The organism is Kitasatospora sp. NPDC093806 (genome assembly GCF_040683335.1).
Lineage (GTDB): Bacteria > Actinomycetota > Actinomycetes > Streptomycetales > Streptomycetaceae > Kitasatospora.
Map to the genome: position 1 here is coordinate 38856 of NZ_JBFBDO010000015.1, position 23725 is coordinate 62580.

Annotated in this window: 22 protein-coding genes; 14 read left to right on the plus strand and 8 right to left on the minus strand. The window is 74.6% G+C overall.

Annotated features, from left to right (window positions below):
- Window positions 1-34 precede the first annotated feature (34 nt).
- Entirely contained in the window at window positions 35-1486 is a 1452-nt protein-coding gene (locus AB0N76_RS11185) for a cytosine permease (protein ID WP_363555583.1), read from the minus strand.
- A 96-nt stretch (window positions 1487-1582) separates the two neighbouring features.
- On the opposite strand from AB0N76_RS11185, the gene AB0N76_RS11190 reads away from it, so the two are divergent.
- The 5 genes from AB0N76_RS11190 (at window position 1583) to AB0N76_RS11210 (ending at window position 6028) form a co-directional block, all read left to right on the plus strand.
- A complete protein-coding gene (locus AB0N76_RS11190) occupies window positions 1583-2230 on the plus strand; it encodes a TetR family transcriptional regulator (RefSeq protein WP_363555585.1) in 648 nt (215 codons plus the stop codon).
- A 247-nt stretch (window positions 2231-2477) separates the two neighbouring features.
- Window positions 2478-3389: a hypothetical protein gene (locus AB0N76_RS11195; RefSeq protein ID WP_363555587.1), complete on the plus strand. Its 912-nt coding sequence runs from the start codon at window positions 2478-2480 to the stop codon at window positions 3387-3389.
- A gap of 37 nt (window positions 3390-3426) precedes the next feature.
- The gene (locus AB0N76_RS11200; RefSeq protein ID WP_363555589.1) at window positions 3427-4215 is read left to right on the plus strand and encodes a hypothetical protein; all 789 of its coding nucleotides are present in this window, start codon (window positions 3427-3429) and stop codon (window positions 4213-4215) included.
- Entirely contained in the window at window positions 4212-5009 is a 798-nt protein-coding gene (locus AB0N76_RS11205) for a hypothetical protein (RefSeq protein ID WP_363555591.1), read from the plus strand. Before AB0N76_RS11200 ends, AB0N76_RS11205 begins: the two co-directional genes overlap by 4 nt.
- Window positions 5006-6028 (plus strand): hypothetical protein, encoded by a 1023-nt coding sequence (locus AB0N76_RS11210; RefSeq protein ID WP_363555593.1) that lies wholly within the window; start codon window positions 5006-5008, stop codon window positions 6026-6028. Before AB0N76_RS11205 ends, AB0N76_RS11210 begins: the two co-directional genes overlap by 4 nt.
- Before the next feature lie 69 nt (window positions 6029-6097).
- Here AB0N76_RS11210 and AB0N76_RS11215 read toward each other — a convergent pair whose 3' ends face one another.
- Complete coding sequence (locus tag AB0N76_RS11215) at window positions 6098-7240, minus strand: RICIN domain-containing protein (RefSeq protein WP_363555595.1); 1143 nt, start codon at window positions 7238-7240, stop codon at window positions 6098-6100.
- A 56-nt stretch (window positions 7241-7296) separates the two neighbouring features.
- Window positions 7297-8388, minus strand: a complete 1092-nt coding sequence (locus tag AB0N76_RS11220; RefSeq protein ID WP_363555597.1) for an alpha/beta hydrolase-fold protein — start codon at window positions 8386-8388, stop codon at window positions 7297-7299.
- A gap of 292 nt (window positions 8389-8680) precedes the next feature.
- Here AB0N76_RS11220 and AB0N76_RS11225 point away from each other — a divergent pair, with 292 nt between their 5' ends.
- From AB0N76_RS11225 to AB0N76_RS11235, 3 genes are all read left to right on the plus strand, one after another.
- Window positions 8681-9646, plus strand: coding sequence for a LuxR C-terminal-related transcriptional regulator (locus AB0N76_RS11225; RefSeq protein ID WP_363555599.1), 966 nt, complete (start codon window positions 8681-8683; stop codon window positions 9644-9646).
- Between the two features lie 82 nt (window positions 9647-9728).
- On the plus strand, window positions 9729-10775 hold the full coding sequence (locus AB0N76_RS11230; RefSeq protein WP_363555601.1) for an NAD-dependent epimerase/dehydratase family protein: 1047 nt from the start codon (window positions 9729-9731) through the stop codon (window positions 10773-10775).
- 2 nt (window positions 10776-10777) lie between these two features.
- Window positions 10778-11740 carry an aldo/keto reductase gene (locus AB0N76_RS11235; RefSeq protein ID WP_363555603.1) on the plus strand — a complete coding sequence of 321 codons (963 nt, stop codon included), beginning with the start codon at window positions 10778-10780 and terminating at the stop codon, window positions 11738-11740.
- On the opposite strand, the gene AB0N76_RS11240 is transcribed toward AB0N76_RS11235, so the two are convergent.
- Entirely contained in the window at window positions 11701-12741 is a 1041-nt protein-coding gene (locus AB0N76_RS11240) for an LLM class flavin-dependent oxidoreductase (RefSeq protein WP_363555675.1), read from the minus strand. The two genes, AB0N76_RS11235 and AB0N76_RS11240, sit on opposite strands and share 40 nt — an antisense overlap.
- A gap of 100 nt (window positions 12742-12841) precedes the next feature.
- On the opposite strand from AB0N76_RS11240, the gene AB0N76_RS11245 reads away from it, so the two are divergent.
- From AB0N76_RS11245 to AB0N76_RS11265, 5 genes are all read left to right on the plus strand, one after another.
- Window positions 12842-13393 (plus strand): GNAT family protein, encoded by a 552-nt coding sequence (locus AB0N76_RS11245; protein WP_363555605.1) that lies wholly within the window; start codon window positions 12842-12844, stop codon window positions 13391-13393.
- Between the two features lie 192 nt (window positions 13394-13585).
- Window positions 13586-14950, plus strand: coding sequence for a hypothetical protein (locus AB0N76_RS11250; RefSeq protein WP_363555607.1), 1365 nt, complete (start codon window positions 13586-13588; stop codon window positions 14948-14950).
- Window positions 14947-16407, plus strand: coding sequence for a radical SAM protein (locus AB0N76_RS11255; protein ID WP_363555609.1), 1461 nt, complete (start codon window positions 14947-14949; stop codon window positions 16405-16407). Before AB0N76_RS11250 ends, AB0N76_RS11255 begins: the two co-directional genes overlap by 4 nt.
- Before the next feature lie 12 nt (window positions 16408-16419).
- The gene (locus AB0N76_RS11260; protein WP_363555611.1) at window positions 16420-18420 is read left to right on the plus strand and encodes a ferritin-like domain-containing protein; all 2001 of its coding nucleotides are present in this window, start codon (window positions 16420-16422) and stop codon (window positions 18418-18420) included.
- A complete protein-coding gene (locus AB0N76_RS11265; protein WP_363555613.1) occupies window positions 18417-19397 on the plus strand; it encodes a hypothetical protein in 981 nt (326 codons plus the stop codon). Before AB0N76_RS11260 ends, AB0N76_RS11265 begins: the two co-directional genes overlap by 4 nt.
- Window positions 19398-19423: 26 nt before the next feature.
- Here the strand turns inward: AB0N76_RS11265 and AB0N76_RS11270 are convergent, their stop codons facing one another.
- The 4 genes from AB0N76_RS11270 to AB0N76_RS11285 form a co-directional block, all read right to left on the minus strand.
- Entirely contained in the window at window positions 19424-20491 is a 1068-nt protein-coding gene (locus AB0N76_RS11270; RefSeq protein WP_363555615.1) for a phosphatidylinositol-specific phospholipase C domain-containing protein, read from the minus strand.
- Window positions 20492-20680: 189 nt separating this feature from the next.
- A complete protein-coding gene (locus tag AB0N76_RS11275; protein ID WP_363555677.1) occupies window positions 20681-21577 on the minus strand; it encodes a glutaminase in 897 nt (298 codons plus the stop codon).
- Window positions 21578-21668: 91 nt separating this feature from the next.
- Window positions 21669-22718 carry a cytochrome P450 gene (locus AB0N76_RS11280; protein WP_363555617.1) on the minus strand — a complete coding sequence of 350 codons (1050 nt, stop codon included), beginning with the start codon at window positions 22716-22718 and terminating at the stop codon, window positions 21669-21671.
- Between the two features lie 102 nt (window positions 22719-22820).
- Complete coding sequence (locus AB0N76_RS11285; RefSeq protein WP_363555679.1) at window positions 22821-22898, minus strand: tryptorubin family RiPP precursor; 78 nt, start codon at window positions 22896-22898, stop codon at window positions 22821-22823.
- A 501-nt stretch (window positions 22899-23399) separates the two neighbouring features.
- On the opposite strand from AB0N76_RS11285, the gene AB0N76_RS11290 reads away from it, so the two are divergent.
- A complete protein-coding gene (locus AB0N76_RS11290; RefSeq protein ID WP_363555619.1) occupies window positions 23400-23657 on the plus strand; it encodes a hypothetical protein in 258 nt (85 codons plus the stop codon).
- The last annotated feature ends 68 nt before the right edge of the window (window positions 23658-23725 follow it).

The window sequence follows — 23725 nt, forward strand, 5'->3', positions numbered from 1 at the left end:
TGGGGTGCTGGGTCGGCGGTGGGAGGGGGCCGGGTCAGGAGCGCGGGATCGTCCCGAGGACGCGGGTCGTAGCCCAGTAGACGGCGGCCGCGACGGTCGTGCCCGCCGGGATCGACAGGTCCACATCGCCCGCGATCCGGGCGATCGGGCCGGTCCAGAAGGTGGTGCGGACGCACAGCAGGGCGGCGGGCGCGCCGGCGGCCAGCGCGAGGAGCCCGGCCCAGTGGACGCCGCCGCGGTACCAGAACGGACCGCCGCGCCGCTGTTCGAGCAGGGCGGCGCCGTCGTAGCGGTTGCGGCGCAGCAGCAGGTCGGTCATCGCCACCGCCATGACCGGGCCGGTCACCACGACGACGAGCTGCAGCATGGTGCTGACGCCGGTCAGGAAGTCGAAGACGAGGACCGCGTACAGCGTCATGGCGGTGCCGAGCGCGCCGATCACCAGGACCGCCGGGATCCGCGCCAGGCGGACGCCGACCGACTGGACCGACAGGCTCGCGCTGTAGGCCGTCATCCCGTTGTTGGTCATGGTGTTGACGATGACGGCGATCACGAAGACCGGCACGAACCAGCCCGGCAGGACGCCCTCCAGCGCGCGCTCCGGGTCGCTCATGTCGAGCCCGGTGGCGGCGAGCGCGCCGACCGCGGTGAACACCACGCTCGGCAGGTACGCGCCGAGCGCCGTCCAGCCGGCCACGGCGACCGGGCTGCTGTCGGCAGGCAGGTAGCGGGCGAGGTCGGGGCTGTTGCCGTAGGACAACGGCGCGGAGGCCACCAGGGTGAAGCCCGCGCCGAGCGCGGCGGCGAGCGCCGCCCCCGCGAGTGGCTCGGCCGGGGCGTAGGAGAGGTCCGCCGCGCCGAGCACGTACCCGGTGACGACGACGAAGACGACGGTCAGCGCGATGCTGAGCGCGCTGTAGAGGCGGACGATCGCGGCGTACCCGAAGATCGCGATCAGCACCGTCCCGGCGGCGATGGCGCAGGTCACGGCCGCGTCGACGACCGGGCCTGCGGGCAGGCCGAGCCGGGCCGCGAGGCCGATGCCGGCCACCGCGGCGGCGGACCAGTTCAGCGCGAGGTAGGCCGCGGAGATCAGCCAGCCGGTCACCACGACCACGGCCTTGTTGCCCCGGACGCCGTACATCGCCCGGGAGACGACGGACCCGCTGGTGCCCGCGACGGGGCCGGCGGCGGCGACCACGCCGGTGCAGATCCAGACCAGGTTGCCGACCAGGATCACGCCGACGGCCTGCGGGAGGGTGAGGCCCATCAGGACGAGCGCGGCGCCGACGACGAAGCTGAGGTAGCTCACGTTGGGCGCGGCCCAGACCGCGAACAGCCCGCGGGGCCGCCCGGCGCGTTCCTCGGCGGGGACCAGGTCGATGCCCCGGGCCTCCGGTCGGCCCGTCCGGCCGCTGCTGGGCTCACCCTCGGGACGGGCGTCGTCGACGGGTCTCGGGCAGGGGGTGGGATCGGTCGCTCTCATGGTGGCCTCTCGGATCCGTCCGTCCGTCGACCGGTCCGGCCTTATTGGTCGGATGGCCAACTAGATGTTGGGCACACATCCAATAGCGTGTCCCCCATGACGTCAAGACCTCAGGCCACCCGCACCCGCAAGCCGCCGGGCGAGCGCCGCGCGGAGATCCTGCACGCCGCCGCCCGGATCGCCCTGGACGAGGGCCTCGAACGCATCACCCTGCGGCGGGTCGCCGACGACCTGGGCGTGCGGCCCGGACTCATCGGCCACTACTTCCCCGCCGCCGACGACCTGGTCAGCGAGGCCTTCACGCACGCCGCCGCCCAGGAACGGGACGCCCTGCTGCCCCCGGACGACCACCCGCTGCCGCCCGTCACCCGGCTCGCCCGGTTCCTCGTCCCGCTCACCGACGGCGGCCACCTCGACCTGAGCCGCCTGTGGCTCAACGCCCGCCACCTCAGCAGGTTCAAGCCCGGCCTGCGGTCCGCCGTCCGGGCCCAGGAGTCGCTCACCCGCACGGCACTCACCGAGCTCGTGGAGGAGGGCGTCCGGGCCGGCGACTTCACCACCGACGACGCCCTCGGCGCCACCCTGCACATCCTGGTCACCGTCGACGGCCTCGGCGCCTACGCCAACGACGACACCCACCCCGACCACCCGGCCCTGCACGACATGGCCCTCGGCACCGCCGAACGGCACCTCGGCCTCCCCCCGGGCACCCTGCGCGGCGCGGCGCGCCCGCCCGGGGAATGACGGGTCGGCAGACGGGCCGGCTCGGCGGTCGACGGGCCGGCGGCCGTGATCGATTTCAGTTCGATCACGGCGTGTCCCTTTGGTCGGGTCTTGGGCGGGAGTGCGGTGATTGATCTTGTTGGCGCCGGGGGTGCGGCTGCTCGCATAATTCCAGCCGAGACGCGCGACTGATGGCCCGAAGCCACCGGGGGGTGGCCCGCGAGAGGCCCGTGCGCGAGATTCCGCTGTGTTCCCGTGGGGGAGTTCCTTGTCCGCGCCCGAAAACCTGCCGCCCGCCGCCGAACCGGCGCAGCCGGCGGTCGTACCCGATCCCGTTCCCCTCGCCGCTGTTCCCGGCGCCCCTGTTCCCGTCGCCGCTGTTCCCGAGGTACCCGCCCAGCCCGGCGCGGCGCGGCGGCTGCCGCGTGCCGTCGGGGTGGCGCTGGCCACCGCGGGCCTGCTCGCCGTGACGGCGGCCAGTGCCGCCGTCACCGTGGCCGTCGGCAAGCCGGACGACAAGCCGGCCGTCGTCGCCGCCGGAGCCCCCGGCACGGCGAGCCCGACCGCTTCGGCGCCGGCCTCGGCGTCGGCGTCCGCGTCGGCAAGCGCCACTCCGAGCGCCCCCGCGACGACCGAGCCGCCCGCACCCGCGCCGAAGCCGAGCAGCACCGTCAAGGGCTCCGTCAGCAACGGCCGGCACGAGGGCGACCTGCGCTTCTTCCTGCTGCCGATCCCCGAGGGCGGCGAGGCCTACGGCCCCCTCGACGGCATGACGATGACCGACGAGGAGGTGGCCGAGATGTTCGACAACCAGGACGGCATCATGCGCATCCTCCGCTCGTACAGCTACAAGGAGTCCGCCACCCGGGTGTACCGCACGGCGGACGGCAAGGCCGAGGTCACCGTCACGCTGATGCGGTTCGGTTCGACGGCGGAGGCGAGCGAGTTCGCCAAGAACCACACCATGAACCTCGACCCGATCGAGATCACCGGTGACTCCGCCGCCCACGGGTACATCCGCAAGCCCAAGCAGCAGGCGTACACCGGCTCGATGACCGGCATCTCCAGTCAGGGAGACGTGCAGTACAAGGTCGACGTCGACGTGAAGGGCACCCCGGACAAGGCGCTGCTGAGCGAGCTGATGAAGCGCCAGCGCGACTGGCTGACCTCCGGCCGCTGAGCCCCTCCGCCTCCCCTTTCCTTTCTGGAGCCACCCCGTGACCACCGAGTCCGTGCCGCCGTCGCCCGCCGACGCGCCGCCAGTTCCGCCGCCACCGATGGCGTACACCGTCGTCGAGCCGCCCGTCGTCCCCGTCCGCAGCCCCCGCCGGCCGCGCCCGGTCCTGCTCCTGGTCTCCGGACTGGTGCTCGGCACGGTGGCCGGCGGCGCCGTCGGCTACGCCGTCCAGGCCCTCCGGCCCCCGACGCCGCTGCCGCCGATCCAGGTCGCGCTGCCGTCCTACCCGGCCGAGGTCCTGGACCCGGCGGCCGCCGCCGCGGCCGCGCCCGCGCCGCTCGCCATCGACGGCGACCTGCGGAAGCTGCTGATCACCGCGCCGTCCGGCAGCAGCCCCTGGGGCGACAACCCCGACAAGCCCAGCTGGATCACGGTCGGCGAGCTCGCCGAGCACAACGGCAACTCGAAGGGCGAGTTCACCAAGCTGGTCGAGCACGGCTTCCGGCGCGCCGTCGAGGTCGACTGGCAGCAGGGCGACCTGAAGGTCCGGGTCTCGCTGATCCAGTACTCGGCCGACTTCGCCCGCGAGGCCGACCTGGGACGGTGGGCCAAGTCCGATGCGCAGCCGTTCGCGGCCGAGGCCAACGGCGGCTACCGCGTGGATAGCCAGGCCTCGTACTGGCACGAGACCACCGAGAAGTTCTACCGCGGCATCGCGGTCGCGCAACGCGGCCCCGTGTTGATGCAGGTCGAGATGTTCGGCACTCAGCCGGTGGACGGCGAGGCCCTGAAGAACCTTGCCAAGCAGCAGTGGGAGCGGCTGGTATGAACGAGAGCATCGTGACCGGCATCCCGGACACCGAGCCGCAGCCCGTACCGGTCGCCACGTCCCGCCGTCTGCTGCGGGCGGGCGGTGCGACGATGGCGGCCGCACTGGTCGGCGTGGTGATCGGGGTCGGCATCATCGAGGTCCGGTACGACGATCCCGCGCCCGTCACGGCCGCCGCCGTGCCGACCGGCGCGCCCACGCCGACCGCCACCGCCACGCCCTTCGGCGCGAAGTCCAACGGCAACCACTTCGGTTCGCTGCGCGACCTGCTGCTGCCGGTCGGCGGCGACTACGGGCTCGGCCCGGACGACGGCGGCTCCGGCAACGACGTCGAGCTGGCGGCCGGTCAGCTCGACGCCGAACTGAACGACGACATCCTGCCGGTACCCAAGGAACAGCAGGACAAGCTCCGCCGGTTCTGGGACAGCCTGCACGTCAAGGCCATCGGTGTGCGCACCTACAAGCACCGCTTGAACAACCTGGTCATCAGCGTGAAGCTGCACCAGTTCAACCAGCAGGAGGTGCAGAAGATGAACGAGTACACGGCCGTGTTCACCAGCGACACCGGACTCTTCCGCACCGGCCCGGCGGTCCCGGGCCACCCCGAGGCGCACTGCTACCTGCTGCCCGCGCCGCCGTCCGCGCCGATCGACCGGATGGAGTGCTCGGCCGCCGAGGGCGACCTCCTGGTGGTGCTGTCCTCCGAGGGCGTGACACCACTGCCCAAGGACAAGATCGTGGCCCTCCTCACCCAGCAGCTCGACCGCCTCGCCAGCCCGGGAGCGTCCGTATGACCGACCACGACACCCCCGACGTCCCCGCCGAGCCCATGGCTCCGGCCCCACCGGCCGCCCCTGCCCCACCGGCTGCCCCGGTACCCGTGGCCGAGTACAACCCCTGGGGTAGCCCCGGAGTGACGGCCCCCTACGCGGCCGCGTCGCCGACCGAGGAGGAGCGCGCGGCCCTGCGCACCCGTCGGCGCAAGGCGGCGGTGCGGTGGAGCGCGGCGGCCGTGGTGTTCGTGCTCGCCGGGACGGGGGCGGCGTTCGCCGTCACCACGCCGGAGCGCACGGACCTTCCGGGACTGGCCACCAAGAGCGACGGCCGCTACACCTTCCCCGCCCTGGTTCTTCCGCCGCTGCCCTCGGGCAAGGCCGCGCCCAGGGAGAGCAAGAGCCGGCACGCCGCCGATCTGCGGCACCTGCTGCTGCCCGCGCCCAAGGAGGCGGGCGGCTCGCTCGGCCCAGTGGTCTTCCCGAGCCCCACCGCGCCCGCGACCCCGAGCGCGTCGGCGTCCGCGACCGCAACCGGGAGCCCGACCGCCACGAGCCCCGCCCCGTCCACCTCGACCGGTGCGGGCCCGGCCGTCGCCGACTGGGTGCCCTGCGACGCCCTCGCGGCCGAGCAGAAGGATCCGGCCAAGCTGCGTGCCGACCTCCTGCAGCTCGCCTGCCGGGCCGCCACCGTCCGGGAGTGGACGACCGCCGACGGCACCCGCACGCAGATCCGGCTGCTCTCCTTCGGTTCCTCCAGCGAGGCCTGGTCCGTCTTCGTCAAGCTCCGGGACGGCGGGGAGCCGAAGGACATCCCCGGCCTGGTGGGCTTCACGCCGCAGGCGTGGAACACGGTCTACGGCGTCGACCTCGCGGCTCGCCAGACCCCGACCAGCCGTCGGGACGCCGATCCCACCGCCAGCCTGGCCTACCTCTCCGCAGGTGACGTCGTGGGCGTCATCACCATGACCAACCCCAAGGGCGTGCCCGAGGCCGCGTTCCGGCAGGTGGTCACCCTCCAGTCGGACCTGCTGGCCTGAGCCCACAGCCGTCGGACCGGGCGGGCAGCGCGTGAGGCGCCGCCCGCCCGGTCCGGTGATTCCGGAGCGTCAGGAGCAGGTGGTGAAGGTCGGGCTGGTGTTGGCGATGTAGAGCGTCGCGCCGCCGCTCGCCGGGTCGTAGGTGAGCGGGACGGTGAGGGTGTCCTCGGCCGTCCACGGGATGCCGCGGGCGTCGAAGGTCCACGTCCCGGTGACCTTGCGGGCCAGCTCCGCCAGCGTCACCCAGCCGTACTGCTGCGGCGGGACGGAGACGGTGACGCTGTTGTTGACGGTGGTCGACCCGTTCCAGACGTTGCTGTACCGCAGCGTGGAGTTCACCACCGCGGTCAGTCCGCCGCCCGGGATGCCGGCCGAGATCTGCGTGCCCATGTCGGCGCCGATGCTGTTGGACCAGCCGCTCATGTTGGTGACCGAGAAGTTCTGCTGGACGGTGCCGCCGGTGTTGTTTAACCACACCGAGGAGACGCAGATCTTGGGCAGCGGCGCCGCCGGGGCCTCGCTCTTCAGCGCCCAGGAGCAGCTGGAGAGGTCCTTCTGGCACTGCTTGGCGGCGTGGTCGACGGCCAGGTTGCGGGCGGCCAGCGGGTGGCCGGTGGACCAGCGCTGGTTGACCGTGCCGTTGCAGGTGTACTGGTCGGTCCAGGCGTCGTCGTAGTTGGCGCCGAGCAGCAGGTCGAGGCAGGTGTTGTCGCCCTGGTGCCGGATCATGAACGAGTCGTCGGAGCCGGCGACCGGCTGGAAGAACCACCGCTGGCTGGCCTGTCCGGCGCAGGTCTGCTGACGCAGGGCCGGGGTGAACCAGGCGAGGTCGATGCACTTGCCGGTGTCGTTGTTGACGATCGTGAACGACGAGTCCGCGGGGTCGACGTTGAGCCGCCAGGACTGGTGGTAGCCGGGCGCGGAGTTGGTGACGACGTACGCGCCGTCGCCCATCGAGCCGTTCTGCACGTCGAGCTGGCGGCCGTTGCTGAGCGACTTGAGGGTGAGGCACTGCTGCGGGGTGGCGCCGCAGGCGGCCACGGCGCCGGCCGTGCCGGTGGTGGCCGCGTCGGCGCGGGCCGTCGTGAACGGGGCGGCGCCGAGGCCCAGCGCGGCGCAACAGGTCACCAGGACGGCCGCGAGCAGGCGCAGCCAGGAGGCCGGGCGATGGCCCGGCACCGGGGTCAGGGTCGAGGTCGGGGTGGACGGCACGGGTGGGTCCTTTCGTCGGGGAACAGGGCTCGTCGGGTACGGGGGTGGAAGGGGGCTCAGGAGGCGAAGGCGGCTTCCAGGCGCGGGACGTAGTCCACGAGGTCCTGCGCCCAGCAGCCCGCCGAGTGGCCGCCGTCGCAGGCGGTGCCCCAGCCGGCGCCGTTGCCGTAGTCGACGAAGCGGTGCGGGAGGCCGAGGGCGGTCAGGCGGTCCTTGAGGCGCTTCGCGGTGCCCTCGGCCCAGAACTCCATGTCGGCGGGGTTGCCGTTGCCGTTGCCGGTGTAGACGGCGATGTCCGTGTCGGCCAGCAGCCCGGCGTGGGCGACCGGGTCGGCGGCGTTCCACCGCCAGTCGACGTTGAACACGGGGTACGGCGAGCCGAAGATCGCGTCGCTGGACACCGTGGGCCCGAAGTCCAGGCCGCAGGGCTGCCCGCTGCTGGAGCCGCACAGCACGGTGCCGGCGTTGGTGAGGGTGCCCACCACGGCGCCGCGGATGATCATCTCGTCCGCCGAGAGGTCGTTGGCGCCGGACATGGTGAGGACGTGGCCGAAGAGTTCCGGCCGGGTCTGGGCGTAGTGCAGCGCGCCGAAGCCGCCCATCGACAGGCCGCCGACGGCCCGGCTCTTCCGGGCCGTCAGGGTGCGGAGGTTGGCGTCGACGAACGGGACCACCTGGTTGAGGTGGAAGGTCTGCCAGTTCTGTGCCCCGGCCGCCGTGTTCTGGTCGAGCCAGTCGGTGTACCAGCCGCGCAGGCCGCCGTCCGGGATGACCGTGATCATCGAGGTGGCCGCCGTCAGGGCGGGGAAGGCCAGGGCCGGATTGGCCGGGTTGTCCGAGGCGCCGTGCAGGAAGTAGAGGACCGGGTAGCGCTTGTCCGGATTCGCCGCGTAGTCGGCGGGCAGCAGGATCCGGATGGTGTGCTCGCCGGCCACCTGGGGGGTCGTCACGGTGAGCACGAAGTTGGTGGCGCTGCCCGTGACGGCGCGGACCTGGGTCAGCCCGAAGCCGTCCGTCATCGGCGGCGGGGCGGGCGTCCCGGCGTGCGCGGACGGCACGCCCGGCAGGAGGAGCAGGAGGAGGCCGGCGACCAGGGCGGCGGCGGCCGTCCTGGTGCGCGGGAGCCGGGCGGGTGGTGCAGCTGTCATGGGGCGTCCTTGGGCGTGAGGGTGCGTGCCGCCGAGTCGGCGCCCGCGTCCGCGTCCGGACGCACGGGGGCAACGGCAGCCGTGGACCGGTGGTCCGACGGGCGGGGCGGACGGGCGGGGCGGACGGGCGGGTCGGCGAACGGTCCGGACACCGACCACTCTCGCGACGTCACATCGCCGCGCGCCAGAGCGCCTGTCGGCCCGGTTGGGCCACTGGCGCATGTGCGCCGTCGGCCTGGGTAGGCTCCGACGGCCCGACATTCCGACATGAACATGGCGAATCGAGGCCCTTGTGTACGACGTGCTCGACCCCGACTCCGAACGCGGCCGGGTCTACCACGGCCTGGTCACCCGCCCGCGGGCCCGGGTACCGGAACTGGCCGCGACCGCCGGCCTCGACGAGGCCGCCGTCCTGGCCGTGCTCGGCGAACTCGCCGACGAGGGCATCGTGGTGACCTGCGACCGCCGGAGCCTGGCCTGGGAGGCGCTGCCACCCGGGCAGGTGGTCGAGGCCGTCCTCCAGCGCGACTCCGTCCGGCGCGCCGACGCCCGGCGCGCGGGCGCCGAGCTGGACCGGATCTACCGCCTCGCCCGCCGCGGCACCGGCGGCTACGGCGCGCTGGAGGTGGTCGAGGACCCCGCCGAGGTGCTCGCGGCCAGCCGGCGCATCCAACTCGCCGCCCGCCACCGACTGCGGGTCATCGACGTGCCGCCGTACTCCGGCAGCCCCGCCCACTACCTCGACCAGGAGGTGCTGCAACGGCAGCGGATGGCCGCCGGGGTCGCCTACCGCACGATCTACGGCGGCTGCGCCTTCGACGACCCGGTCGCCGGTCCCAACATGGCGCGCATGATCGAGGCCGGCGAACAGGCCCGGACGCTCGACGAACCGCCGCTCAAGCTCGCCATCGGCGACGACGAGCTCGCCATCGTCACCCTCCCCGCCGACGACCACGCGGGCGTCGTCTCGCTGCTGATCCGCCCGTCCGGCCTGCTCCGCGCGCTGGCGGCGGTCTTCGAGACGCTGTGGCGGCTCGCCGTCCCGGCGTCCGCCGCCGGCACCGGCCTCCACCTCGACGACCGGGACCGCCGCATCCTCACCCTGATGGCCAGCGGCGCCACCGACGACGCCATCGCCCGCCGGCTGGGCCTGGGCCGACGCACCGTGGTCCGCCGGGTCTCCGCGCTGCTGACCCACCTGGGCGCCAGCAACCGCTTCCAGGCCGGCGTGCAGGCGGCCCGGCGCGGCTGGCTCTGAGCCCCGGTCGACAGCTCAGCTGATGACGCGTTCAGTCATTCGGTAGTTCTGCTGATGACGGGACGGCAGCAGAGTGGTGCCCATGAGAAACGCCGTACAGAACCAGGCCGAACAGGACGACGACCTCCGCAGCGTGTGCGTGATCGGCGGCACCCGGTACTTCGGCCGACACCTGGTCACCCTGCTGCGCGACGCCGGGGTCCGCGTCACCCTGGTCAACCGGGGCTCCACCGAGCCACCACCCGGCGTGGACCACGTCCGCGCCGACCGCTCGGACGGGACCGCGCTGGCCGAAGCCCTCGGCGACCGCACCTTCGACGCGGTCGTGGACCAGGTGCTCTACACCCCCGCCCAGGCCGCCGTGGCCCGCCGGGTCTTCGCCGGCCGCACCGGCCGCTACGTCATGACCTCGACGATGGAGGTGTACGACCCGGCGACCTCACCGCTGCTGCGCGGCACCCCGGGCCGGCCGGTCGCCGAGGAGGCCGTCGACCCGACCGGCTGGGCGGTGGACCCGGGCCTGCCCTGGCACGATCCGGCGGCGATCGTCCGGCACTTCGGCGAGGCGACCGCCTACGCGGAGGGCAAGCGGCAGGCCGAGGCGGTGCTCGCCGCCGACCCGCCGTTCTCCTGGGCGAGCGTGCGCAGCGCGCACGTCCTGGGCGGCGGCGCCCGGGACTTCACCGGCCGCCTCGCGCACTACACCGGGCTGATCGCGGCCGGCCGACCGGTCGCCGTGCACGAGCGGCCGCAGCCGACCTCCTTCGTCCGGCACGAGGAGATCGCCGCCGCGCTGGTCCGGGTCGCCGCCTCCCCGGCGGTCGGTGCGGTGAACGCCTGCTCGGCGCGGCCGCTCGACGCGATCGAGCTGTGCGAGCTGATCGCCGACCGGCTCGGCACGACCGCCCGCTACCGGCGGGCCGAGGGCGCGGACCACTCGCCGTTCTCCTTCGACCGCTGGTACCCGATGGACGACCGGCGCGCCGTCTCACTCGGGCTCGCCTTCTCCCCCACCGCCCACTGGCTGCCCGGCGCCGTCGACGAGGCCGTCGAAGCCACCCGGGCCGACGAGGCCGTCGGGGCTGCCGGGGCTGCCGGGGCTGCCGGGGCCGACGGAAAGGCGGCCTGACCATGTGGCAGCGCACCATCGGCGGCCGGTCCGTCGGCGCGATCGGGCTCGGCGCGATGCCCCTCTCGGTGGAGGGCCGCCCCGACGCCGCGGACGCCCTCACCACCCTGCACGCCGCGCTCGACGCCGGCGTCACCCTGCTCGACACCGCCGACTCCTACCACTGGCACGCCGACGAGACCGGCCACAACGAGCGGCTGATCGCCCGCGCACTGGCCGCCCGGCCGGCCGCCGAGCGGGACGCCGTGCTGGTCGCCACCAAGGGCGGCCGCGGCCGGCCCGGGGACGGCTCCTGGACGGTCGACGGCCGGCCGGAGCACCTCCGGCGGGCGTGCGAGGACTCGCTGCGCCGACTGGGCGTCCCGGCGATCGACCTCTACCAGCTGCACAAGCCCGACCCCCGGGTGCCCTGGGCGGAGTCGGTGGGCGCGCTGGCCGAGCTGCTGACGGCCGGGAAGATCCGGGCGGCGGGCCTCTCCAACGTCTCCGAGCAGCAGATCCTGACGGCCCACGAGATCCTCGGCCCGGGGCTGGTCTCGGTGCAGAACCGGTTCTCCCCCGCCGACCGCACCGCCGAGCCGCAACTGCGGCTCGCCGAACGGCTCGGCCTGGCCTTCCTGCCCTGGAGCCCGCTCGGCGGACTCGCCCGCAGCGTCCTGGACGACCCCGCCGACCCCGTGCCCGCGGCCACCGCCTTCCACCGCGTCGCCGCCGACCACGGTGTCTCGCCCCAGCAGGTCGGCCTCGCCTGGCTGCTCACCCTCTCCCCCAGCGTCATCCCGATCCCCGGCGCCCGCCGCCCCGCCAGCATCCGCGACAGCGCGGCCGCCGCCTCCCTCGCCCTCAGCCCGGCCGAACTCGAAGCCCTCGACGGACCGTTCACGGAAGCGGATGCCCCGTCACCGACCGTCGCCACCGAACCCGGTCAGGCCGACAACCCCACCGCCTCGGCCAGCAGGCGGTAGGAGGCCGACTGCTCCGCACGGTCGTAGGTGCTGGTGGTGAGGAGGAACTCGTCGGCGCCGGTGCGTTCCATCAGCGCGGCCAGCTCGCCGGCCGCCCGGTCGGGGGTGCCCGCGATGTGGCCGGTCAGCGCCCGGTCGAACTCGGTGCGCTCGCGCGGGCTCATCGGCCGGGCCAGGATCCGCTCCGCCGGGGCGAGCGGCGGGAACTCGCCGTGGGTGCGGGTGTGGGCACTCGCCCAGGCCTCGGGGACGAGCAGGGTCCGGGCCCGCTCCTCGGTCCCGGCCACCGCGACCGTGCCGGAGACCACGACGTAGGGCCGGTCGGCCCGGGCCGAGGGGCGGAAGCGCTCCCGGTAGCGGTCGATCGCCGCCAGCATGGCCTCCTCCCCGCGGACGGCCGCGATCACCAGCGGCAGCCCCGCCTCGGCGGCGACGTCCGCACCCGCGCCGGTGGCCAGCACGAATGCCGGCACGTCCAGGCCCTCGGCGGGGCGGGCGTGGACGTCCCGGTGGGAGCGCGCGGTGGTGTCGAAGTAGGAGAGGAGTTCGGCGATCTGCTCCGGGAACCGGTCGGCGGCGTCCTTCTCCCGGCCGAGCGCCCGCCGCACCCCGTCGGTGAACCCCACCGAACGGCCCAGGCCCATGTCGATCCGGCCGGGGAAGAGGGCGGCGAGCACGCCGAACTGCTCGGCCACCACGAGCGGCTGGTGGTTGGGCAGCATCACGCCACCGGTCCCGACCCTGATCCGTGACGTCGCGGCCGCCACCGCGGCGGCCAGCACCGTCGGCGCCGAGCCGGCCACCCCGGGCACCCCGTGGTGCTCCGACACCCAGAACCGGTGGTAGCCGAGCCGCTCCGCCTCCACCGCGAACGCCACCGTCGCCCGCAACGCCCGCGCCGGCTCCTCCCCCTCCCGGGTCCGGGAACGATCCAACACGGAGAGCCGAAAACCGGGCGAAGCAGTCACGCCCGTCCCAACATCCGCCCCCACCGCCACCATTCCCACCGGGCCGGCCGACCGGGACCGGGTGACCGGGGCCGGTCCGCCCCGACTCGGATAACGAGTTGCCCGGGGCATTCCGGACTGTTAGCAATGTGACATGCTACAGAACTCCCGCATTGCGCTCCGCGCCCGGCGTGACAGCGACGTCCCCGTGCTGCAGTCCGAACTGTACGACGACGTCGCCACCCGTTCGCGGGCCGACTCGCGGCCCTGGCGGCCGATCTCGCCCGACGGCGCCGGCTCCCCGTACGCCGTGGTCGCGCCCGACGACGAGGCCGCCTGCTTCTCGGTGGTGGACGCGGCCTCGGGCGAGCTGGCCGGGGAGGCGCTGCTCTGGGGCATCGACACGCACAACCGCCTCGCCCACCTGGGGCTGTCGCTGCGGCCCGCCTTCCGCGGCCGCGGGCTCTCGCGCGACGTGGTGCGGCTGCTCTGCCGGTACGGGTTCACCGTGCGCGGGCTGCACCGGCTCCAACTGGAGACGCTCACCGACAACCTGCCGATGATCCGGACGGCCACCGGCGCGGGCTTCGTACTGGAGGGGACGCTGCGCAGGTCCGCCTGGGTGTCCGGGGCGTTCGCCGACGAGGTCGTGCTCGGCCTGCTGGCCGAGGACTGGTCCGAGGAGCCGGACGACCGCACGGCCTGAGCCACCGGTTCCGGACCCGTCCGGTCCGATGCGGACGCACTACGCGGCCGTGTCGGACCGGACATCCGGTCACCCGTCGCGTATTTTCGGTCACCTATCGTCATCCTCGGTGCAGCCTCGGTGAGCTCGCGACCCATGAGATCGCCCACGATCCCTCCCCTCCCGGGCCGCACGACCGGCAAGGAGGCCCCGGTGATCGACCGAATCTGGCTCCAACCACCGCTCGCCATCGCCCGGTTGGGGCCCTCGCCCGTCCCGTGCGACAACTACCAGTGGGGGCCGAGCGACCTCACCCCCCGGGGCTCCGGCAAGACCACCGTGCTGCCCGCCCCCACCCTCGACCTCGCGCCCGACGGCACACTGAGCGAGCGGACGCCCGACCGGGTCGTCTTCAAGGACGCCGACGGCTGGCGTCCGGTCTGCCCCTACTTCGAACTGCACGGCAGCTGGACCGTCGACGGCACCGGCCACACCGGCCCGCTCACCGAGGCGGTGCTCGCCCGGTTCGGGCTGGGCCCGGCCGACGTGCGCTGGCGGGTCGCGGTCGGCAACCACAAGGCGCACCACTACACCGGCAGCCCCGGCGACCGGATCGACGCGAGCGTCGAGGTCGACGGCGACGACCACGGCCGCCACCCGCTGGACGGGGTGTCCCCGCCGGGCGCCGACCGGCCGCTCGTCCCCCCGGGGGCCGCGCTGCCGCTCGGCTCGGTGCAGGTCCCCCGGCCGAACGAGGCCCTGCCCGAGCTGCGGCTGCGCTTCACCCCGGCGGTCGGCGCCGTCTACGGGCCCACCGACCTGCCGAACCGCCCCGCCGAGCCGGGCGAACCCGAACAGTACGAGCTGCCACCGGATCGGCTGATCCTGAACCCGGCCGCCGTCTGGCGCCACTTCCCCCTGGCCGACACCCAGGTGGACCCGCGCACGATGCCGCCGGGGCTGTTCGCCAACGCCGAGAACGAGACCAGCGTGGGCCTGGTCGACGACGTCTGCGACGGCACGGTCTCGGTCTCCCTCCCCGGCGGTCCGAGCGCGACGGCCCGGATCGTCGTCAGCCCGCCGGACTTCGCGCCGGACCGCCGGCCTTTCGTCTCCCTCGCCGACGGCCTGGCCGACCGGGTCCTGCGCGCGCAGGTCAGCGACCCCGCCTACCTCGCCGACCGGCGGCAGACCGCCCTGGAGGTCAGGGACCTGTTCGAACGGATCCTGGAGACGATGGCGAACATCAACGTCGACGTGCAGAACGAGCGCGTCGGCTTCCTGCTGCCGGTCCCGGACGAGCCGGACGGCGTGGTGCTCGGGCTCACCGAGAACGGCCGCCGCCGGCACCGGCGCTACGTCGCGCTGGAAGTGCTGGAGGACGTGCTGCGCGAGCAGCCCGACCTCATCGGGCGGGTGGTCCGCGCGCCCGTCCCCGACGATCCGGCCCCGAACGCGCGGATGCCCTTCGCGATGCGCGGCGCCGACTCCTACGACCTCCACCTGACCCGGCGCCAGTACGACCTGCTGGTCGGCTGGGCCCGGTCGCTGCGCGACGAGACGGAGCCCGGGTCATGACCGTGCTGCTGCAGATCGGCCGCCGCCCGCCCGGGGAGACGCCCCCCGGCGCGACCCCGCCGGAGGAGACGCCCCCCGGCGCGACCCCGCCGGACGGCCACCCGGAGGTGAAGGTGTTCCGCAGCGCGCACGGCGCGCACCTGTTCGTCGCCGACGGCAGCCGGGTCTACGACCTGCCCGACGAGCGGACCGCCGCCCGGCTGGAGCGGTGGGCGGCCGCCCCGGACGGCTCGCGGGCGGACCTCGCCCGCGAACTGGACCTCCCCCTGTGGGGAGCGCCGCGGATCGACGGCACCCCCGCCGAACCGCCGCCGCTCTCCTCCCTCTCGCTCAACGTGATGCAGGCCTGCAACCTGAGCTGCGGGCACTGCTACGCGGACGAGGGCCGGTTCGGCGGGAGCGCCCGCGCGATGCCCCGGGCCACCGCGTTCGCCGCCGTCGACCGGCTGCTGGCCGAGGCGGCACCCGGCGCCGCCGTGGTGGTCGGCTTCATGGGCGGCGAGCCGCTGCTGGCCCGGGACCTGGTGCACGAGGTCGTCGGGTACGCGGAGCGGGCCGGGGCCGCCGCCGGGCACCCGGTCCGCTTCGCGCTCACCACCAACCTGACCACCGTCCGGCCCCGGGACGCCCGGCTGTTCGCCGAGCACCCGTTCACCGTGACGGTCAGTCTGGACGGGGACCGGGCGGGGCACGACGCCCTGCGGCGCGCGCCGGGCGGCGGGAGCGCGTACGACCGGCTGCGCGCCGGGCTGGAGGTGCTGGAGCGGCACGGGCGCCCGCGTCACCTGGGCGCCCGGGTCAGCGTCACCCCGCACACCGGCCGACTGCTCGACGTCCTGGAGCACGGCATCGACCTGGGCTTCGACGAGGTCGGCTTCGCCGCCGTGGTCAGCGCGCCCGACCCCGGCTACGAACTCACCCCCGCGACCTTCACCGGCTTCCTGGACCGGATGGTCGAGTGCGGCGAGAAGGCCCTGCGCGAACTGTCCGCCGGGCGCCGCTACCCGTTCGGGAACCTCCGGACCGCCCTGTACGAGCTGCACCGCGGCACCCACCGCCCGTACCCGTGCGGCGCGGGCGCCGGCTACCTGAGCGCCTCGGCGGACGGCGGCCTGTACGCCTGCCACCGGCTGGTCGACGACCCCGCCTTCGCGATGGGCTCGCTGGCCGCCGGCTCCGACCGCGCCGCGCGCGAGCGGCACCTGGCGCGGCGCCACGTCGACCGGGCGGAGCCCTGCCGGTCCTGCTGGGCGCGCTACCTGTGCGGCGGCGGCTGCTACCACGAGGTGAGCCGCCGGGGGCGGCCCGGCTGCGACTACGTCCGCGGCTGGCTGGCCTTCTGCCTGCGCGCCTACGTCGAACTCTGCGAGGCGGCGCCCGGGTTCTTCCGGGACCCGACGGACCCGGCGGACCCGGCGGACCCGGCCGGACCGGACACCGGCCCCGCCGCCCACTGAAAGGAGCGTGCCATGCCCGACAACACACCCCCCGGGAAGATCTTCCCGCGCAACCTCACCGCCAAGGCGGACCACGTCGTCCGCGGCAACCCGCCCGGCACCCGCCCGGAGAGCGGCGTCGACAACTGCTACCCCGGCCTGGAGTTCGACCAGCGCAACCTGGACCGGGCCTTCTTCCCCGGCCTGCGGGTCGACTTCCAGCGCCTGGACGGCTCCCGGGTCCTCTCTGTGGCCGGCGGCGTCGCCGCGCAGCAGGGCCTCACCGACGCCGACCTGACGGACGACGACACCCCCGTCCACCTCTGGGCGGTCTGCGGGCGCACCACCGTCGACCAGACGGAGGACCGGGCCCCCGTCATCGGCTTCCAGGGCATGGACGGCCTGGACGTCTGGCGCCGGGTGCGGGACCTGCTGCCCGGCCGGATCGCCGTCGTGCTCGGCCCGCAACCCGGCCGCTTCTCCCCCGGTTCCACGGCCGTCGGGAACCTCAACCGGCTGCGGCGCGACAACCGCAGCGGCGTCCTGCGCGGCCAGGACGGCCGGTTCGGCCTCGCCGTCCTGGTCGCCGACCGGGCCCGCTACCTGGACCCGGACGGCGTGATCGACCCGGAGGTCTACGAGCCGGGCGACCTCACCCGCACCCTCTGCGCGCCCTGGCAGTACGACTTCCGCGACTGCGGCTGCTACTACTGGGCGGCCTCCAAACCGGACGTCACCAGCAGCGCGGACGGCGCCGTCCCGCAGCTGAACTACCTCCGCCGGGACCGCTCCCTCACCCCCGACCTCGACACCAACCGGCCCCCGGCCGCCGGCCTGCCCGGCGTCCGCAGGGCCTTGGAGTTCAGCTGGCCGGGGCTGATCCGCGACTGGGGCGTCCTGCCCCCGGTCCTCAACGACCGGGAGGCGGACGCGCTCGGCGTGCCCGCCCCGCCGGCCGTGCCGCCGATGACGCGGTCGCAGGTGGTCGCCGAGCTGAAGCGGCTGGCCACCGTCGAGCACGCGCTGTGCGTGGAGTACCTGTTCGCGCACTACTCGCTGAACGCGCCCCGGCAGCTGCCCGACGGCACCGGCCTGCGGACGCTCACCGCGCGGATCCACACGGCCGCCTCGGAGGTCTTCGCCGTCGCGGTCGACGAGATGCGCCACCTGCGCTGGGTCAACGAGGCCCTCGGCACGCTGAACGAACCGGTCGTCCTCGGCCGCGCGGCCAGCATCGACCGGGACGGACCGCACGCGTTCGAGCTGCGGCGGCTCGACCCCGAGGTGCTGCAGTGGTTCATCGACGTCGAGGCCCCCAGCCAGGCGGCGGGCACCGGCATCGACGGCATGTACGTCCGGCTCCACGAGACGCTGGTGCGCCGGCCGGAGCTGTTCCCGGAGGACCCGGACGGCCGGCTCGCCCACCTGGTCAAGCTGATCATCGACGAGGGCGGCGACCACTTCCACCGGTTCACCACCGTGCAGCGCCACCTCTCGACGATCGATCCGCAGCAGTACCTGCGCACCCTGGGGCCGGGCGACGGCAGCGCGCTGCAGACCCGGCTGCTGGACCTCAGCGACCAGTACTACGCCCTCCTGCTCGGCGCGCTGCACACCACGCTCGGCCTGGGCGACCGGGCGGGCGGCGTGCTGATCGAACAGTCCCGCCGCACCATGACCAACCTGCACGAGACCAACCACGCGCTCGCCACCCGCGGGGTGGCGCCCCGCTTCACCCTGCCCGCCTGGCTCACCGCGCCCGACGCCGGCCCGTCCGATGCCCGCCCGGCCGAATCCGGAGCGCCCGGCGGTGGCGCACCCGACGCCGGCCCGCTCGCCGGACCGCTCGCCGACGGGCAGGCCACCCGGGCGGCGGCGCTCGCCGCGATCGACGCCCAGCAGGCCCTCCGCCGGCTCGGGGACCGGGCGACGCGGTCGATGGCGATCCGCCAGCAGCGGGACGTCCGGGCGCTGCTGGCCGTCCTCGACCTGCACACCGGGAACCCGGCCGGCGGACCGGGGAATGTCGCGTGAGTGCGGTCACCATCGCCGGGTCCGGGCTCGCCGAGCTCACCTGTGCCCGGCTCCTCGCGGAGCGCGGGCACCGGATCCGGCTCGGGCCGCCCGCCGGGTCGGACCCCGGGGCCGGGTCGCGGCCGCTGCTGCTCACCGGGCCCACCCTCGACCTGCTCCGGTCGCTGTGGGGCGACGGGCTCGTCGACGACGCACCGCGCCTGACCCACCGCCAGGTGCGCTGGGGCCGCCACGCCCGGCCCGCCCGGTTCGCCCAGCCGGCCCGGGTGGTGGACGGCGTGGCGCTGGCCCGCCGGATGCGGGCCCGGCTCGGGCCGCTCCCCGCACCGGCCGGCCCCACCCGGTGGACGGTGACCGCCCGACCGGACCCCGGCACCCCGCCGACCGGCGACGGCCCCCGGCAGGCGGGCCGGCGGCGCCTGCTCACCGGCACCACCTCGCTGCGGCCCGGCCAGGACCCGCGCACCGCCCTGCTGGACACCACCGCGCTGGCCTGGCTCCAGCTCACCCCGCTGGGGACGGAGGAATGCCTGGTCCAGGCCATGGTGCCCGGCCCGGCCGCCGAACCCGCCGCGCTGCTGCACCGGGTCCTCGCCGACTCCGCCCTCGGCGGCGCGGTGGGCCGGGCGCCCCGGACCGCCACCGCGATCCCCGCCGCCCCGCGTCTGCACCCCGCCCCGGCGATCGCCCCCACCGACCGCCACCCGTACGGCCGGCTGATCGTCGGGGCGGGGGCCATCCGCTACGACCCGCTCAGCGGCACGGGCACCGCCCAGGCGCTGCGGACGGCGATCCTGGCCGCCGCCGTCATCGACGCCGACGCCACCGGCACCCCGGCGGAGGCCCTGTGCGCGCACGTCACCCGGCGGCTGCGCGCCGCGTACGCCGAACACCTGCGCACCTGCGCCGGGCTCTACGGCGCCGCGTTCACCGCTCCCGCCTGGCAGGACGAACTCGACGCCGCCCGCCGCGCCTGACGCGCGGCGGGCGGGGGGCGGTGGGATCAGCCGCGGGGCAGGACCAGGGACTGGACGGCGGGGAGCTTGCGCCAGTCGCTGGAGACGATGGTCGCGTGGCCGCGGGCGAGCTGCTCGGCGCGGGCGCGGGCCTGGTCGGCGGTGGGGTCGGTGTTGCTGATCGCCGGGGCGACGTTGTGCGCGTCGGTCATCGTCAGCAGGTAGTGGTTGGCGTCGTACCAGGCGGTGTCGATGCCGTTCAGGTAGGTGGCGGCGTCGCCGTCGAAGACCACGAACCACGGGCGGATCGAGGTCTCGCTGTACCTGGTGCGCGGGTCGCCGGCCGCCGCGCCGAGCGCCGTGGGGAACATCCGGGCCTCGCCGATCCGGCCGGCGGCGGCCAGGTCGCGCAGGTACCGCCCGTACTCGACGTCGGTGTGCAGGGTGTCGAAGGGGTTGTCCAGCTCGACGGTGCCGGGGATGACGTAGAGCAGCACCCGGCCGGCCAGCGCCGCCCTGGTCGGCCAGTTGCCGGCCCGGACCGCCTCGTCGAGGTCGGGGTAGGAGCCGCCGCCCGGCTTGACGAGCAGGTCGGCGGGCTTCAGGACGGCCGGGCCGAGGTGGGCGGCGATCAGGGCGTCCAACTGGGCCGGGCCCATGCCGCGGTTGCCGGCGTAGCCCGACTTGAGCTCCAGCTTGATCACCAGCGGCCCGGCGGCCGGGTGGGCGCCGAGCCAGACCCGGACGTCGTCCAGGCAGGTCTCCAGGTTCTTGTTGCCGCCGCCGGTGTAGAGCTGGGCGGGCGTGCTCGCGCTGACGCAGTTGTTGGCGTTGCCGAGCGGGTTCGAGTGGCTGACCTTCCACTCCTTGGTGAGGGTGTTCGGCCAGGCGTCGAGCTCGATCATGCCGGTGCCGGTGTCCAGGCCCTGGGCGAGGTAGCCGAACGCGGCCGGGTCGTAGGTGTTGTGCAGCCCGACGGTGGTGGCGGAGCCGAACGGGAGCTCGCCCGGGGTGCTCGCGGCGGCCTGCGCCGCGGGGCCGGCCGGCAGCAGGGCGGCGGCCGCGGTGAGCAGGCCGGCGGCGAGGGTGCCGGTGAGGGTGCGGCGGACGGTCACGGTGTCTGTCCCCTTTGTCGGATCGCGTGCGACGGTGGCTTCCCCGCCGAGGTCCGATCCTGACCTGACCGGCCGTCAGCTGGGTGAAGGGGACATGATAAGTGAATGACCGTCACCCGATCGTCCGCCTGCGGCGGTCGGGTGACGGTCCGGCCAGGGTGGGGCCGCCAGAGGAGTATCAGGGGGTCGTCAGAAGATCGACCAGCCGGTGGCCGTCGTCAGCGCGTCCAGGGCGGCCACGCCGAGCACCGAGTTGCCCGCGGCGTCCAGCCCCGGGCTCCAGGCGCAGACCGCGCCCCGGCCCGGCAGCACGGCCAGCACGCCGCCGCCGACCCCGCTCTTGCCGGGCAGGCCGACCCGGTAGGCGAACTCGCCCGCCGCGTCGTAGGTGCCGCAGGTGAGCAGCACCGCGTTGATCCGCTTGGCCTCGCTGCGCGACAGCAGGCGCGCGCCGTCGGTCCGCACGCCGTGGCGGGCGAGGAACAGGCCGGCCAGGGCCAGGTCGCGGCAGCTCGCCTCGATCGCGCAGTGCGCGTAGTAGTGCGCGAGGACGTCCTCGACGGGGTTGCGCAGGTTGCCGTAGCTCGCCATGAAGTGCGCCATGGCGGCGTTGCGGTGGCCGTGCCCGGCCTCGGAGGCGGCGACCGCCCCGTCCACGGCGACGGCCGGGTTGCCGGACTCGGCGCGCAGGAAATCCAGCACCGACCCGACCGCGTCGCCGGTCAGTTCCAGCAGCCGGTCGGTCACCACGAGGGCGCCGGCGTTGATGAACGGGTTGCGCGGGATGCCGTGCTCGGACTCCAGCTGGACGAGCGAGTTGAACGGGTTGCCGGAGGGCTCGCGGCCCACGCCGGCCCAGAGCCCGTCGCCGCCCTCGGCCAGCGCCAGGGCGAGCGTGAACAGCTTGGAGACCGACTGGACGGAGAACGGCTGCCGCCAGTCGCCCGCCCCGAACACCTCCCCGTCCACGGTCGCGATCGCCATCCCGAAGGCCGTCGGGTCGGCCTCGGCGAGCGCCGGGATGTAGTCGGCGACCCGCCCGCGCAGCGGCGAGCGCGCGGCCGCCTCCATCGAGTCCCGCACCAGTTCCCGGTAGTCCACATCGTTCACGTCGCCATTGTCGTCCTGCCTGGTCAGCGGCCCCGACCCGGGGGGGCATCCGGCCGACGGGGCGGGCTCAGCGGCGGACCATGCGGACGTCGGCGACCTCCAGCAGCCCGTCCAGTTCGACCCGGCCGACGGTCTGGTCGGGGCTCACCACGAGCCCGTCGCGGCGGACCAGGTCGAGCAGCCGCTCGGCCAGCGGCATGACCATGTGGCGGCCCCAGCAGCGTTCGTCGGCGTGGCCGAACGGCAGGTAGCCGGGGTGGTCGTCGGGGTCGAGGTCGCGCCAGCGCGCCGGACGGAACTCCTCCGGGTCCTCCCACAGGCGGGGGTCGCGGTGGCTGAGCAGCGGGAACATCAGCACGTCGTCCCCGGCGCCGATCCGGCCGTCCACGGCCCGGAACTCGGACGAGGCCACCCGCAGGATGTTCCAGGAGGGCGGCAGCAGCCGCAGCGCCTCCAGCAGGACGTCCCGGTTCGACACCTCCTCGTCGTCGAACGGCGAGCCGAGCCAGAGCGCGTTGGTGACGAGCGCCGAGACGGTGAAGCAGATCGGCGCCGCGACCCGTCGGTAGAGGTACATGGCGTACCGGCGGTCGCGATAACCCTCGGCGTCCAGCGCCCGGGCCGCCAAATTCGACAGCGGGATTTCGGTGCCCGGTTTCCCGAGCATCGCGGTACCGGCCGCGACCGCCATCCAGGTCAATTTCGGGGTGAGTTCCAGGCGGCGGTCGACGAGGACCCGGAAACGGAAACTCTCGCGCCCGAAGACGAGGTCCCGGAGGTACGCGTGGGCGACGTCCGGCCATTTCCCGGAAAGGTCGGCGTCGGGTTCGAGGGGTTTCCTGAGCGCGGTGCGGACGTCGGCGGAGACGGCCTGCATGAGCGCGGACGCGTCGGCCCGGGTGACGAGCCGGCCCTGCACGGGCTTGAAGGTCGGGCGCTCCTCGGCGTTGGCCGGCCTGGCGCGCAGCAGCCCGTCCATCAGCTCGGGGCCGGCGACCCCGATGGTGTCCGCCTCCAGGCGGAACAGGTCGGCGCCCCGGTGCTCGCGCAGCAGCGCGTCGATCCGCGGCGCGAAGCGGGTGACCCGGCCGCTCCGGCCGGTGCTGGACACAGCCATCCGTGACTCCAAGGGGTGGGCGGGGTGGCGGGCAGGGGTGGGCGGGCCGCGCCCGGCGCGTGCGAATGTCGCCGGGCCCGGCCCTTTCGGTCAGCGACCGGATCAGACCCAGCGGTACCAGGCGTAGGCCTTCAGGCTCTTCTCCGGCATGACCTTCTTCACGAAGTGAACGAGCTTCATGACAGCACCTCCAGTGATTGCGCGGTATTGGCAGACATTCCGACCGCCGGGTCGTGACGGCAATTCCGCAGAATTTCCCGCTCCGTTTCCCGACGCCGCAAGAGTGAATCCCAGCCGGAATTCAGCGTCAAGTGACGCAGATCACCGACGGGATCGCCGGGCGGCGGGTTTCGCGCCACCCGGGGGCGGGCCGGACGGCCGCGCCGACGCGGGGCGGACGCCCTGCGGCGCAGGTCCGCCGCTTGATCGCCGATGGCGGCCGGACGAACGGGGCGCGTCCGTCGGCCGACCGCCGGGAGGCGGGGGCGGCCCGCCGGGCACCGACGGAACGTTCGGTATGCCTCTTCGGGCACGGCGCCTGCACCCGCGACCGGCCAGGCCGGGGGCGCCCTGCGGCTCCGCACCGTACGAAGCGGCCCACGGTCCGGGAGTACCCTCGGCCCTATCCAGTGCAGCAGCGGGTTGGAGCAACCGATGGCCGGCGGCGAGGAGCCGGACGGGGTGACGGAACCCCTGTCCGAGATGAGCGAAGCGGCGCCCGACGACCTGTTCGCCGGACGCCTGAGGCGACCGGGCGGCGGGCCCGGCCCGGTCCGCGCGGCGGACCACGGCGGGACGGGCCACGGCGGGACGGAGCACGGCAGGGCGCGCCACGGCGGGACGGACTACGACGGGGACGACGATCTCTACGGCGCCGCGGCGGCCGTCGGTCCGGGCCCCGAGGCGGACGACGAGCCGGAGTCCGACGACCGGCGCTGAGCAGCGGGGCCGCCGGGAGCGGGCCCGCCGATCCGGCCCGGCTCCGGCCCGGCTCCGGCCCGGCTCCG

Coding starts and splice junctions, on each gene's coding strand:
- AB0N76_RS11185 (WP_363555583.1), bottom strand. CDS start 1,486: ATGAGAGCGACCGATCCCACCCCCTGCCCGAGACCCGTCGACGACGCC.
- AB0N76_RS11190 (WP_363555585.1), top strand. CDS start 1,583: ATGACGTCAAGACCTCAGGCCACCCGCACCCGCAAGCCGCCGGGCGAG.
- AB0N76_RS11205 (WP_363555591.1), top strand. CDS start 4,212: ATGAACGAGAGCATCGTGACCGGCATCCCGGACACCGAGCCGCAGCCC.
- AB0N76_RS11210 (WP_363555593.1), top strand. CDS start 5,006: ATGACCGACCACGACACCCCCGACGTCCCCGCCGAGCCCATGGCTCCG.
- AB0N76_RS11220 (WP_363555597.1), bottom strand. CDS start 8,388: ATGACAGCTGCACCACCCGCCCGGCTCCCGCGCACCAGGACGGCCGCC.
- AB0N76_RS11230 (WP_363555601.1), top strand. CDS start 9,729: ATGAGAAACGCCGTACAGAACCAGGCCGAACAGGACGACGACCTCCGC.
- AB0N76_RS11235 (WP_363555603.1), top strand. CDS start 10,778: ATGTGGCAGCGCACCATCGGCGGCCGGTCCGTCGGCGCGATCGGGCTC.
- AB0N76_RS11240 (WP_363555675.1), bottom strand. CDS start 12,741: ATGGTGGCGGTGGGGGCGGATGTTGGGACGGGCGTGACTGCTTCGCCC.
- AB0N76_RS11245 (WP_363555605.1), top strand. CDS start 12,842: ATGCTACAGAACTCCCGCATTGCGCTCCGCGCCCGGCGTGACAGCGAC.
- AB0N76_RS11255 (WP_363555609.1), top strand. CDS start 14,947: ATGACCGTGCTGCTGCAGATCGGCCGCCGCCCGCCCGGGGAGACGCCC.
- AB0N76_RS11260 (WP_363555611.1), top strand. CDS start 16,420: ATGCCCGACAACACACCCCCCGGGAAGATCTTCCCGCGCAACCTCACC.
- AB0N76_RS11280 (WP_363555617.1), bottom strand. CDS start 22,718: ATGGCTGTGTCCAGCACCGGCCGGAGCGGCCGGGTCACCCGCTTCGCG.
- AB0N76_RS11285 (WP_363555679.1), bottom strand. CDS start 22,898: ATGAAGCTCGTTCACTTCGTGAAGAAGGTCATGCCGGAGAAGAGCCTG.